Source organism: Brevundimonas sp. (genome assembly GCF_036677305.1).
Taxonomy (GTDB): domain Bacteria; phylum Pseudomonadota; class Alphaproteobacteria; order Caulobacterales; family Caulobacteraceae; genus Brevundimonas.
The window spans coordinates 26,460-38,933 of sequence record NZ_JAKFEB010000129.1 but is presented as its reverse complement, the minus strand read 5'-3'; the positions used below and the strand labels follow the sequence as shown (position 1 = coordinate 38,933).

At 69.2% G+C, this 12,474-nt stretch carries 13 protein-coding genes; 4 read left to right on the top strand and 9 right to left on the bottom strand.

Going from position 1 to position 12,474, the window contains the following annotated elements; translation table 11 throughout:
- The 3 genes from V6M42_RS07765 to V6M42_RS07755 all read right to left on the bottom strand — a co-directional run.
- On the bottom strand, positions 1-414 hold a 414-nt coding region (locus tag V6M42_RS07765), incomplete at its 3' end, for a TIGR02186 family protein (protein WP_332678082.1).
- Complete coding sequence (locus V6M42_RS07760; RefSeq protein ID WP_332659668.1) at positions 411-1,334, bottom strand: sulfite exporter TauE/SafE family protein; 924 nt, start codon at positions 1,332-1,334, stop codon at positions 411-413. The genes V6M42_RS07760 and V6M42_RS07765, both read right to left, overlap by 4 nt.
- A 124-nt stretch (positions 1,335-1,458) precedes the next feature.
- The gene (locus tag V6M42_RS07755) at positions 1,459-4,233 is read right to left on the bottom strand and encodes an SEL1-like repeat protein (protein WP_332678081.1); all 2,775 of its coding nucleotides are present in this window, start codon (positions 4,231-4,233) and stop codon (positions 1,459-1,461) included.
- Between the two features lie 218 nt (positions 4,234-4,451).
- Between V6M42_RS07755 and V6M42_RS07750 the strand changes: the two genes are divergently transcribed.
- Together V6M42_RS07750 and V6M42_RS07745 are read left to right on the top strand one after the other, a co-directional pair.
- Positions 4,452-4,658: a hypothetical protein gene (locus V6M42_RS07750; RefSeq protein WP_332678080.1), complete on the top strand. Its 207-nt coding sequence runs from the start codon at positions 4,452-4,454 to the stop codon at positions 4,656-4,658.
- Between the two features lie 61 nt (positions 4,659-4,719).
- Positions 4,720-5,229, top strand: coding sequence for a pyridoxamine 5'-phosphate oxidase family protein (locus V6M42_RS07745; protein ID WP_332678079.1), 510 nt, complete (start codon positions 4,720-4,722; stop codon positions 5,227-5,229).
- 21 nt (positions 5,230-5,250) lie between these two features.
- Here the strand turns inward: V6M42_RS07745 and V6M42_RS07740 are convergent, their stop codons facing one another.
- The 5 genes from V6M42_RS07740 to V6M42_RS07720 form a co-directional block, all read right to left on the bottom strand.
- A complete protein-coding gene (locus V6M42_RS07740; RefSeq protein ID WP_332678078.1) occupies positions 5,251-5,814 on the bottom strand; it encodes a hypothetical protein in 564 nt (187 codons plus the stop codon).
- Between the two features lie 53 nt (positions 5,815-5,867).
- Entirely contained in the window at positions 5,868-6,782 is a 915-nt protein-coding gene (gene argF / locus V6M42_RS07735; protein ID WP_442880938.1) for an ornithine carbamoyltransferase, read from the bottom strand.
- 2 nt (positions 6,783-6,784) lie between these two features.
- Positions 6,785-7,978, bottom strand: coding sequence for an aspartate aminotransferase family protein (locus V6M42_RS07730; RefSeq protein ID WP_332678077.1), 1,194 nt, complete (start codon positions 7,976-7,978; stop codon positions 6,785-6,787).
- 92 nt (positions 7,979-8,070) lie between these two features.
- Positions 8,071-8,970 (bottom strand): M28 family metallopeptidase, encoded by a 900-nt coding sequence (locus V6M42_RS07725; RefSeq protein WP_332678076.1) that lies wholly within the window; start codon positions 8,968-8,970, stop codon positions 8,071-8,073.
- Positions 8,971-9,036: 66 nt separating this feature from the next.
- A complete protein-coding gene (locus tag V6M42_RS07720; protein ID WP_332678075.1) occupies positions 9,037-9,864 on the bottom strand; it encodes an ABC transporter permease in 828 nt (275 codons plus the stop codon).
- 300 nt (positions 9,865-10,164) lie between these two features.
- On the opposite strand from V6M42_RS07720, the gene gcrA reads away from it, so the two are divergent.
- Positions 10,165-10,677: a cell cycle sigma 70 cofactor GcrA gene (gcrA, locus tag V6M42_RS07715; RefSeq protein WP_332661131.1), complete on the top strand. Its 513-nt coding sequence runs from the start codon at positions 10,165-10,167 to the stop codon at positions 10,675-10,677.
- Between the two features lie 181 nt (positions 10,678-10,858).
- Here gcrA and apaG read toward each other — a convergent pair whose 3' ends face one another.
- Positions 10,859-11,266, bottom strand: a complete 408-nt coding sequence (apaG, locus tag V6M42_RS07710) for a Co2+/Mg2+ efflux protein ApaG (RefSeq protein WP_332661130.1) — start codon at positions 11,264-11,266, stop codon at positions 10,859-10,861.
- Positions 11,267-11,359: 93 nt separating this feature from the next.
- On the opposite strand from apaG, the gene V6M42_RS07705 reads away from it, so the two are divergent.
- Positions 11,360-12,391, top strand: coding sequence for a 2'-deoxycytidine 5'-triphosphate deaminase (locus tag V6M42_RS07705; protein ID WP_332661129.1), 1,032 nt, complete (start codon positions 11,360-11,362; stop codon positions 12,389-12,391).
- The last annotated feature ends 83 nt before the right edge of the window (positions 12,392-12,474 follow it).

Genomic DNA, 12,474 nt, shown 5'->3' with positions numbered 1-12,474 from the left:
GCTCTCCTGCGGCGCGTTGATCCGCAGGTGATCGACCCCGACGCCCAGCCGCCGCAACTGGCCGAAATCGGCGATGTCCGGCAGGGGCCGCGTCGAGGCGGTCATGTAGAAACCCGGCGCGCCTTCGAACAGCACGGGCCGGCTGTTCAACCAGACGCCGGTGTTGCGCGTCTTCTTGACCAGACGCACGGGCCCGTCCGGCCCGCGCACGACGACGACGACGTCGGCGGGCTGGTCCCCCGGATTGAAGACCGCGCCGTACAGGACGATCGAGGCGCCGCGGAAACTGGAGTCGACCATCACCCGGGCGTCGGTCAGGGCGGCGGCGACGCGGACCTGGTCCGTGGTGCCGACCGAGCGCTCCGGCGCGGGCGCTGAGATGGCGGGCGGCGGGGGCGGCAGGGCGGCGATCATTGAGACACCCCCGGCGCAAAGGCGAACAGATCGGATGGCCGGACGAACAGCTCCAGCCCCATATAGATGCCGACCCCGAGAACGATCAGGCCCAGCAGCAGCCGCAGCTCCTCGGCCCGGAACCGGCCCGACAGCTTGGCCCCGTACTGGGCCCCGACGACGCCGCCCAGGAGCAGCAGGGTCGACAGGACGATGTCGACGGTCTGGTTGCGGCCGGCCTGCAGGATTGTGGTCATCGCGGTGACGATGATGATCTGGAACAGGCTGGTGCCCACCACCACCCCGGCCCGCATGCGCAGGACATACAGCATGACGGGAACGAGGATGAAGCCGCCCCCCACCCCCATGATGGCCGAGAGAACGCCGACGAAGCCGCCGAGAGCGAAGGGCGGAATGGCGCTGATGTAGAGGCCCGAGCGCGGGAACCGCATCTTCAGCGGCAGGCCGTACAGCCACAGCGGCCGGCGGCGCTCCTTGTGCGGCACCGCCTCGCCGCGCACCCGCCGCATGATCTGGCCGAGGCTCTCGTAGAGCATCATGGAGCCGACCGAGCCGAGCAGCAGCAGATAGGACAGGGCCACGACGAGGTCGGCCTGACCCAGCAGGCGCAGGTAGCGGAACAGCTCGACACCGAGCAGCGCGCCCAGCACCCCGCCGGCGGCCATCAGGCATCCGATCTTGTAGTCCACCGCCTTCTGGCTGGTGTAGCTGATCACGCCCGAGGTCGAGGAGGCGACGACGTGGCTGGCCTGGCTGGCGACCGAGACGGCCGGGGGGATGCCGAGGAAGATCAGGACCGGGGCCATCAGGAAGCCGCCGCCGATGCCGAACAGTCCGGACACGAATCCGACCACCGCCCCCAGCAGAACCAGGAGCGGCCAGTTCACCGAAACCTCGGCGATTGGCAGATAGATATCCAAAGGACGCGCCTTCGGCTGGAACTGAAGTCAGGCGCCGGATAGGCGACGATGGAAGTCTGGTTGTCCTAGACCCACCGGATGAACGCCGCCACCCGATGCGCGTGAAAAGCTTGGCCGTCCCGTATCAGGCGAGCGGTTCGACCTGGAATTTCTCGGCCTCGGCGCGGACCTGGGTCCGGGTCGCCGCGGCGATCGTCTTGTCCAGCCGCTCGACCGCCGCCTGGGCGTCGCCGTCGCCCGCGCGCGCCGCGATCAGGTACCATTTGTAGGCCTGGGCCGGGTCGGGCTGGATGGCCTCGTCGCCGGTCTCGTACAGCTTGGCGACGTTGAACTGGCTGTCGACCAGACCGCGCTCGGCCGCCTTCCTGAGCCAGGCGAGCGCCTCGCCCTGGTCCCGGGCGCCGCCGACCCCTTCGAACAGATACATGCCATAGGCGTGCATCCCCTTGGCGTCGCCGCCGTCCGCCGCGCGGCGAGCCCAGACCCGGGCCTCGCGCAGGTTGACGGGCACGCCCTTGGCTCCGTCCTGGTAAAGGCTGGCGAGATGCAGCTGGGCCGGGGTGTAGCCGGTCGCGGCGGCGCGTTTGAGGGTGTCGACGCCGCTGGGGGCGTCCGCGTCCAGCAGTTCGATCGCCTGCTGATACAGGTCGGCGCCGCGCTCCAGGTCGCCCTGGGTCGGTGCGGCGGGGAGGACGGCCAGGGCCGCGATGGGCTGCGCCTCGGGCGCCGCCGTCAGGCCGGGAATGTGCAGGCCGGAGCCGGTGAGCTGGCCGGTGGCGTAGGCGCCGCCGCCCGTCAGCAGGACGGCGATGGCCGAGGCGCCCAGCGCCTTGCGGACCGTGCCGCCGCCGCGCGAGGCCTGTTTGTCGAGCCGCTCCTGCAGCTTGGACTTGCCGCCCTTCTTGAGGCCGAAACCGGTCCGGGCCGGAGCCTCCACCGCTTCCGGCGAAGCCATGGCCGCGCGGGCCGCGTCGATCGCCTGACGGGTCGAGGAGGCGCGTCCCTGGGCCGCCGCGGCGCGCAGGGCGCGGGGATCGACGAAGTCGGTCTCGCCGGCGAAGTCGTCCGGGCCGGCGTCGAAGGCCGGGGCCGTGGCCTGCAGCGCATCCGACACGTCGGCGCCGCCGAAGCCCTGGCCGAAGGCGGCCGGCGGCGACGCCGGCTCCGGCGCAGGAGCGGCGGGCGAAGGCTCGACGGTCTGGGCGAAGGCGGGTTCGGCCGCGGCTTCCGTCGGCGGCGGCGCCGGCCGGCTGCCGAACGGGGTGGTGTCCGCGGGCGTCTCGGGTTCGATGCGGGGCCCGCGCAGGACGGCGTCGAAGATGGAGTCGGCGCTCAGCGCCTCGCCGCCGGGAGCCGTGGACCGGGACTCGGGCGGAGCAAGGTCGGCCGACCAGGCCTGTTGTTCGGCGTAAACCGGATCATCGAAGGCCGTTTCGCCGAATCCCGCATCCGGGAAGGCCGCGTCCGGGAAGGCGGCCGCGCGCCAGTCGGGTTCGGTCGCGGCGGAACGCGCGGGCTCGGCCCGGCGCTCGATATTGCCGCGCGCCTCGGCGATCAGGGCTGCGGTCCGCTCTTCGGACAGTCGCATCCGCTCGGCCAGTTCGCCGGACGCGCGGTCATAGCCCTGCTCGATCTTGCTGGAGCTGTCGGCCAGCCGACGTCCGATGTCCTCGAGCGCCTGCTGCGAGCGACGCTCGGACTGGGCGATCCGTTCGCTGAGGCGGTCGGAAATGCGGGTGATCTCGCCGCCCAGCTTCTCCAGCGCCAGGGCGTGGCGGTCGTCGGCGGCGGTCAGACGCTGTTCAAGTCCCTGGGCCAGCCGGCCCATGTCGCTCTCGACCTTGCGGCTGATGGCGTCCAGTTGCAGCGGCGCGGCGCCCTCGATGGTCTGGACCCGGCCGTTCAGGTTCTGGGCGATGCGCAGGACCTCGCGGCCCATGGCCTCGACGGCCTTGGCCGAACGCTCTTCGGACGACTTGACCTGGTCGCCGATGGAGAGGACGGCGCGTTCGATGCGGTCCATCCGGCCTTCGGTCTCGGCGGTGTCGAGCCGCCGCATCATCTCGGCGCGGTTGCCCTCGACCTGACGGCTCAGGGTTTCGGCCAGCTTTTCGAAACGGGCGGCCTCGCGGGCGCTTTCCGGTTCGACCCGGCCTTCGGTGGCGCGCAGGCGCTGGTCCAGTCCGGCGAACGAACGCTCGAGCCCGCGCAGCGCCTCGGTGGTGCGGATCTGCGCCTGATCCAGGCGCTGGCCGACCTGGGCCAGCAGCTCGGCGCCGACGCCGGGACCGGCGGCCTTTTCGACCGCGTCCATGCGCTGGCGCAGTTCGTTGGCGCCCGTGCGTTGCCGCTCCTCGATGTCGTAGAGGCGGCCGGCGAGAGCGCCCAGGGTGGTCTCGACCTTGCCGAAGGTCTCGGCCGTCTGGGGGCCGACCTCCTGCTCGAACCGGCGCAGGCGGCGATGGCCCTCGCGCAGTTCCTCGGCGATGTCGTCGATGCGGCGGACGTGGACCTTGTCGCTCTGGTCCTGGTTGTCCAGGCGGCGCACCAGACCGGAGACGGCCTGGTCCACGCCCTGGATGGCGATGGTCGAGCGGCGCTCGGCGGCTTCCAGCCGGGCGGCGATGGCGTCGATCGAGGCGGCCAGGCGGTCCAGATGGTTGTCGGCGCCGCCGTAGGCGTCGTCCATCCGCCGGCTGCGGCCGCGGCGCTCATAGCTCTCGGCGGCGTGCGGACGGCGCGACAGCGGAACGACGCCCTCGTCGTCGTCGCCGTCTTCCATGATGATCGTGTTCAGCCACTCGCCCAGCGTCATGCCGGAGCGACGGGCGAGGTCCTTGGCGATCTCGCGCGCCTTGGGCTCGATGCCCTTCACGCTCCACGGCGCGGCTGCGCTCACTGATTCGCCTCCCAACCCACTTGTTGGACGCTAGACGCCAAGATCATGCGTGTAAACGCGTGGTTAACCCCAAGATATGGTGGGCCGCCCATCTTCCTGTGGAAAGCGCCGACACCAGCCGGATTCTCGCGCCGCGGAGGTTAACGACCGGTGAAGATTAACCTGTTGGAAAGGTCTGCGGTCTTGCGCGGATCGCCTGTCCGCGCCACTTCGCGCCGATGGACTTGCCCCTGACCCTGGCCCTGACCGCCGCTGCCATCGCCCTGGCGGTCTTCGCCGGCTGGCGCGGCGCCCGCCCCTGGGATCCGAGGGGCGGGGTGCGTATGGCGCCCTGGCGGCTGATCATGCTGCTGGCCGGCGCCGGAGTGTTCATTCTGGTGGTCCATCTGGGCGCACTGCTGGGCGCGCCGCAAAGACCGTACTGAGGGGAACCCGGCTCCCGCCCGGTCATTCCTGATCGAACCCGACGATCAAGGAGACCTCCCCATGAGCGACAAGACCCTCACAGCCGCAGAAGCCGAAGACGCATTCTGGGACCACCTGAAGAAGTCCAACACCGGCATGCTGGGACTCGACCAGCCCGGCTATCACGCCCAGCCGATGACGGCTTTCCGTGAGGAAGAGACCGGCACCATCTGGTTCTTCACCCGCGACGACACCGATCTGGCGAAGGACGCCGCGGTCGGCGGCGGCCAGAGCGCCATGTTCCACTACGGCTCAAAGGACCAGAACGTCTGGGCCTGCATCCACGGCCAGCTTTCGGTGCACGGCCAGGACCGCGAGATCATCGACCGCTACTGGAACCCGATCCTCGCCGCCTGGTATCCCGAGGGCAAGGACGACCCGCACCTGACCATCCTGCAGTTCGACGCCGACGACGGCCGCATCTGGGTGAACGAGGGCGGCTTCTTCAAATTCTTCTACGAGGTCGCCAAGGCCAATGTGACGAAGACCCTGCCGGACGCGGGCGGGGTCGTTGACGTCAATCTGAACTAGGCCATAGACGGATCGCGGCGGTCAGCCGTCGCGATCCGTCGCCAGGCTGACGGTGAAGAAGAACGCGAAGGCGAGATTGAACGCACCACCGACGATGACCGCACCGACCGGCGACGGAAGCCAGGTCGCGGTCACAAGCACCAGATAGAGGACCCCCGGATTCGCCAGCACCGTAGCGCGGGGCCAGGTCGTCCGACCCATCGCCGTCACCCCCAGCAGAAGCAGGGATGCGGGAACGGCGACGATCTGTCCGACGACGAAGAACAGCTGCAGATAGGTTCCGACGGCCTGTCTCGCGCCGGCCGCTACCGCGAAGGCGCCCCAGACTGAATGGGTCGCCATGGCGATCGAGAAAACAGCCAGCAGACTGAAACCGACGGCAGCTTGAAGCAGGCGCCCCGCCGGCCGCAGGCGTCGGACGACGTGAAGCAGGCCGAAGAGGTAGCCGATCCCCGCGAGCGGGCCTAGCAAACCTCCGAGCATCAGCATCCAGATCGGCCGGCCCTCAACGACACCCATGGATCCGGCATAGGCCGCCGCGCCGCTGGCCCACTGGCCATAGAAGAGCATGTCGCCGGCGAACATGACGAGGGCGCCGAGCAGTCCGCCCAGCGCCGCCAGTCTCGACGCCCGGGGACTCAACCCGCGAAACACCACGCCAGCACGGCCTTCTGCGCGTGGATGCGGTTTTCGGCCTCGTCCCAGACCAGCGACTTCGGCCCGTCGATGACGGCGTCGGTCACCTCCTCGCCCCGGTGGGCGGGGAGGCAGTGCAGGAAGACCGCGTCGCTGGACGCGCCGGCCATCAGGCTGTCGTCGACGCCATAGCCCTCGAAGGCTTCCAGACGGGCCTCGTAGTCGCCGTCGCCCATCGACACCCAGGTGTCGGTCACGACCACGTCCGCGCCGGCCACGGCCTCGCGCGGGTCGCTGGTCAGGGTGACGTGGTTGCCGCCCTTGGCCAGATCGTGGAGGTCCGGGTGGTAGTCGGCCGGGCAGGCGACGTTGAAATGGAAGCCCAGCTTCGGCGCCGCATGCATGAAGCTGTGGCAGACATTGTTGCCGTCGCCGACCCAGGCGATCGTCTTGCCGGCGATCGGGCCGCGATGCTCCTCGATCGTCATCAGATCGGCCAGGATCTGGCATGGGTGCGAGCGGTCGGTCAGGCCGTTGATCACCGGCACGGTCGAGACGCGGGCGAACCGCTCCACGTCCTCGTGGCTGTTGGCGCGGATCATCACCGCATCGACCATGCGCGACAGGACGCGGGCCGTATCCTCGACCGGCTCGCCGCGGCCCAGCTGCATGTCGCCGGCGTTGGCGATGATCGAGGCCCCGCCCAGCTGGCGGATGGCGGCGTCGAAGCTGAAGCGGGTGCGGGTCGAATTCTTCTCGAACACCATGGCCAGGACGCGGTCCTTGGCCGGAGCGTCGGCGTCGACCCGGCCCTTCGGCCAGCCCTTGCGTGCGTGTTTGCGGGCGTGGGCGTCGTCGAGGATGGCGCGAAGCTCTTCGGCTTCCAGCCGGTGGATGTCGAGGAAATGGCGGACCATGATCAGGTCGCCATCTTCGAGCGGGCGAACTCGCAGGTGCGCTCGAACCGTTCGACCGCCTCGCGCGCCTCTTCCAGCGTCAGGTTCAGCGGCGGCAGGATGCGGCAGCAGTTGTCGCCGCCGCCGGCGACCAGCAGATGCTGCTCATCGCGGGCCCAGCCCATGAATTCACGGTTGTTGGGGACCAGTTTGACGCCCAGCAGCAGGCCCTTGCCGCGCACGTCCACGATCACGTCGGGGAAGCGCTGCGCCAGGCCGTGCAGTTGCTGCTTCAGATAGCCGGCGATCTCGTTGACGTGGGCGAGCGTCTCCGGCTTCGAGATCTCGGCGAAGGCCGCCTGACCCACGGCCATGGCCAGCGGGTTGCCGCCGAAGGTCGAGCCGTGGACGCCGACCGTCATGCCCTTGGCCGCATTCGAGGTGGCCAGGCAGGCGCCGATGGGGAAGCCGCCGCCGAGGGCCTTGGCGACGGCCATGATGTCGGGCGTCATGCCGGCCCATTCGTGGGCCCACAGCTTGCCGGTCCGGCCCATGCCGCACTGGACCTCGTCGAAGATGATCAGGACGCCGTTCTCGTCGGCCATCTCGCGCATCCAGCGCAGGTCCTCGTCCGGCGTGGCGCGGCAGCCGCCCTCGCCCTGTACGGGCTCCAGGATGACGGCGCAGGTCGTCGGATTGCGGAACGCAGCCTCCAGAGCCGCCTTGTCGCCCCAGACCAGCTGATGGAATCCTTCCATCTTCGGCCCGAAGCCTTCGGTGTAGCTGGGGTTGGCGGCGGCGTTGATCGCGCCATAGGTCCGGCCGTGGAACGAACCGTCGAAGCCGTAGATGTCGATCCGCTCGGGCTGGCCGTTGGCGACATGGTGGCGGCGCGCCGTCTTCAGCGCGCACTCGACGGCTTCCGTGCCCGAGTTGGTGAAGAAGACCACATCCGCGAAAGACTTCTCGCACAGGGCGTCTGCCAGGGCCTCCTGCCCCGGAATCTTGAAGATGTTGGACACGTGCCACAGCTTTTCGGCCTGGTCCTTGACCGCCTGGACGAGGATCGGATTGGCGTGGCCCAGGGCGTTGGTCGAAATGCCCATGACGCAGTCGAGGTATTCGGTCCCGTCCTTGCCCCACAGACGCGCGCCCTGTCCGCGATCCACCTCCAGCGGCGCGCGGTTGTAGACACCCATCAGATGTTCAGTGGACACGGGGCAGGCCTCCAAAAGCGAGACGGCCCCGGCGCCGGATAGCGTCGGGACCGCTTGAAAAAGGGTCAGGCCTTGTCGGACGCAGGGCGGGGTTAGTCAACACCGTCCAGATCGGCGTCCAGCCGTTCGACCACCGCCGCATAGGTGTCGCCGACCAGCCGGACCGTGACCGGATCGACGTGCTCTATCGTGTCCTCGTTGGAGTGGATGAGGCGGAACACCTGCGGGACGAAGCCCTCGGCCAGGCCGTTGGCCTCGCCGCCGTTGAAGGCCAGCCACATCTGGTGGGCGCCGACCTGGTCCTGGAAGCCCAGCGACACCACCGGCGCGCCGGCGGCCGAGAAGGCGCGGTCGTCGGAGGGCGGGTATTCGGGATAGCCCACACACTGCAGGGCCCGGGCCGAACAGACCGCCTGCACCGCGCGGGTCACGGCGGCCGACTGGGCGCCGTTGTTCTGGCCGTACATCATCGTGTCGCCATAGGCGGCGACGTCCGAGTTCACCACGGCGGCGACATTCGTCAGGCCGTGCGCCTCGATCCATTTGCGCGCGCCGATCAGCCCCAGTTCCTCCTGGTCGAACAGGATGACGCGGATGCGATGGGTGAGCGTCTTCGTCCGCAGGATCTTCGCCGCCTCGATGACCCCGACCACCGAAGCCGCGTTGTCGACCACGCCGTGCGACATCGTCCCGTCGCGCAGCTTCACGGCGTCATAGTGGGCGGTCAGCAGGATTTCGCGCTCGCCCTCGCCGAAGGTGACGACGACGTTGCGGCCCTCCATCGCGCCGGTCCGCTCCGTGCCGCCGACGAAGGTCTCGACGACGGGTTCGAAGCCGGCTGCGCGCAGCTGGGCGACCACGACATCGGTGCGGGCGGCGTTGGTCGGCTGGATGAAGGCGGCGACCTGGGCGCGCAGGTCGAGGTCCTGCGCCGAGACCGGCGCGGAGACGGCGAGCAGGGTCGCGGCGGCGGCGAGCGAACGGAACAGCATGGAATCCCCTTGAGGCGAGGCGCCATGGCTAGCGCGACCCGAGGGGCGGCGCACCTTACTTCTGAGTCAGCTCTTCAGCCGCCAGCCCGAGCGGAAGACCAGCCAGCAGGCCCAGGCCATGACCACGGTCAACAGGCCGCTCATGACCGCGCCGATCAGCAGGTTGCCCTCGGCGTTCTGCGTGCCGATGAAGCCGGCCCGGAAGCCGTCGATCAGATAGAAGAAGGGGTTGAAATGGCTGATGGTCGAGAACGGCTCCGGCAGGTTCTCGACCAGGTAGAAGGTGCCGCTCAGGAAGGTCATCGGCATGATGACGAAATTCTGCACCGCGGCCAGCTGGTCGAATTTCTGCGCCCACAGGCCGGCGAAGACGCCCAGCATGCCCATGATCAGACAGGCCAGCAGGCCGAACCAGACGATGGCGCCGAGGTTGGCGACTTCCAGCCTCGCGAACGGCATGACGCAGATCGCGGTCACGATCCCGACCACCAGGCCCCGCGTCGCCGCGCCCAGTGAGAAGCCGATGGTCAGCTCAAGCGGGCTGAGCGGCGGGGTCAGGAAGTCGGTCGCCGTATTCATCACCTTGGCCTGGATCAGGCTGGACGAGGCGTTGGCGAAGGCGTTGTTCAGCATGGCCATCATGATCAGGCCCGGCGCCACGAAGTCGGCGAAGGGCGTGCCGTGCAGTGGCGGACGCGTCCCTCTCAGGGCGACCACGAAGACCAGCATGTACAGCAGGGTGGTCACCACCGGTCCCGCCACGGTCTGGGCGCCGACCTTCCAGAACCGCCGCACCTCGCGCAGGTACAGGGTCCTGACCCCGATCCAGTTGACGCCGTTGTAGCTCCGGGGCTGCGGCAGGCCGGCGGGTCGGGTCGAGGGGAGATCGGTCATGGACGGGGAGATGCGGCGCGGGGCCGTGGGATGCAAGTGGCTAGTGGCTGGCCGGCAGGGGCGCAGCCGTACGAACCGCGCCCGCCAGCGAAGGCGCGACGACCACTCATCACTAGCCACTAGCCGCTTTCATCCGCCAAACCCCGCAGCTGTTAACCATCTCTACATCTGGTTCCTGTGGACGGACTGATTCGCACATCTTGCGTCTGTTAGGGGGTCGTTTACGATTAGTGGTAGGTCGAGGCCCCGGGAGGGACGTCTGGACCCCATATATTGAATCCGAGACCCGGAGGGTTGGCTATGACCGCAGGCTGGACTGAAGACCGCGTCGGCGCGCTGAAGAAACTCTGGCTCGAAGGCCAGTCGGCCAGCCAGATCGCCAAGCAGCTGGGCGGCGGCGTCACCCGCAACGCCGTCATCGGCAAGGTTCACCGCCTGGGCCTGTCGGGCCGGGCCGCCCCGTCGCAGCCGGCGCGCGCCACCTTCCGCCCGTCGCGTCCGCGCCCCGCGCAACCGACCCAGGCCCCGTCGGCCCCGCGCCGCATCGAGGCGGTCCAGCCGCGCGCCGTCGTCGCGGCCCAGTCGGTTCCGGCGCCCATGCCCGACCTGCCCGGCACCGCCACGGTGATGACCCTGGGCGCCCATATGTGCAAATGGCCGATCGGCGACCCGTCCTCGAACGAGTTCAGCTTCTGCGGCCGCCGTTCCTCGGAAGGCGTCTATTGCGTCGAGCACGCCCGCGTCGCCTACCAGCCGCAGGTCAAGCGCGGCGGAGCGACCGATCTGGCCCGTTCGCTGCGGCGCTACATCTGACCCCATTCAGCCACACGGCTGTCATCATAGGCTCCTAGAGAGCCGCCCTCCGCCTCATGGCCGCATCCGCATGCGGCCATGAACGCTGGGGCGGGGCTGCGCTTTTCCGGGTTGACGCAGCCCCTCACCCCGCCCGCTCCGCTACGCGGAGCTCAGTGGCTAGCCACTAACCACCAGCCATTCAGTTCAGCACCCGGCGGTCGCCCGGCACGTCGAGGCTGAAGGCCGGGATGGCGACCTCGAAGGTGCGACCCGCGTCATCCGTCATGGAATAGCCGCCGACCATCGAGCCCGAGGCGGTGCCCAAGGGGCAGCCCGAGGCGTAGGAATAGCTGTCGCCCGGCAGGATCGTCGGCTGCTCGCCGACCACGCCGGCGCCGCGCACCTCCTCGACATGACCCAGGGCGTCGGTGATGACCCAGCGCCGCGCCGTCAGCTGCACCGGCACGCCGCTCAGGTTCACGATCTCGACCTGGTAGGCCCAGACCCAGCGCCCGCCCTCGGGATCCGACTGTCCCGCCAGATAGCTGGGTCGCACGCGGACCAGGATCCCGTCGGTTTCGGCTTCATAGGCGCGGGCGTCATGCATTCGGCAATGGTCGTGCAACCCTCGCTCACGTCAAGCGGGACCGTACGTCGCGCGGGAGGGGAGACGCGGCGAAAAATCGTGTAAGCCGAACACATGCAGACCTTCGAATCCACCACCCCGGGCATCCTGCCCTGCCAGTCCATCGAGGCCCTGATCGCCGGCGGCGCGATCGCTTCGGACACCCCCTTCGACGCCGATCAGGTGCAGCCGGCCAGTCTGGACCTGCGCCTGTCCGATGAAGCCTGGCGCGTGCGCGCCTCCTTCCTGCCCGGCCGGCGCACGGTCGAGGACCGGATCGCCGACGTGGCCATGCACCGGATCGACCTGTCAGCCGGCGTCGTGCTGGAGCGCGGCTGCGTCTACATCGCCCGGCTGCAGGAGCGGCTCAGCCTGCCGAAGGGCCTGATCGCCCGCGCCAACCCCAAGAGCTCGACGGGCCGGGTCGACGTCTTCGTCCGCCTGCTGACGGATCGCGGCGTCAGTTTCGACGACGTGGCCGAGGGTTATGAGGGGGCCCTGTATCTGGAAATCTCGCCCCAGACCTTCCCCATCCTGGTCCGCCCCGGCACCCGCCTGAACCAGCTGCGCCTCAAGGCCGGCGAGCCGCCGAAGCTGGAGACGCGCAGCGTCGGCGTCGAGCTTCAGGGCGGCGACGGGGCCGTCGTCGGCTTCCGCGGCCGGCGTCATGCCGGGGTGATCGACCTCGACAATATCGACGGCCACGACCCGCGCGACTTCTGGGAGCCCCTGACCCTGCGCCGCGGCGAACTGCTGCTGGATCCGGGCGAGTTCTACATCCTGGCGTCCAGCGACGACGTCGAGATTCCGGTCGATCAGGCCGCGGAGATGACGCCCATCGATCCCTCGGTCGGCGAGTTCCGGGTCCATTACGCCGGCTTCTTCGACCCGGGCTTCGGCACCGACGAGGCGCACGGCGCGGGCTCAAAAGGCGTGCTCGAGGTCCGCACCCACGACACCCCCTTCCTGCTGGAGCACGGCCAGATCGTCGCCCGGCTGGTCTATGAGCCCCTGACGGAACGCCCGACCCGCCTCTATGGCGAGGGCGGCAGCCACTACCAGCGGCAGGGGCTGAAGCTGTCGAAGCATTTCCGGCCCTGGGGCTGAGAAGTGGCTAGTGGCTAGTGGCTAGTGGCTAGTGTTTTTCTTTTTCGCTTTCGGCGGAAGGGCGGCGCGGTCAGTTCGGCTCC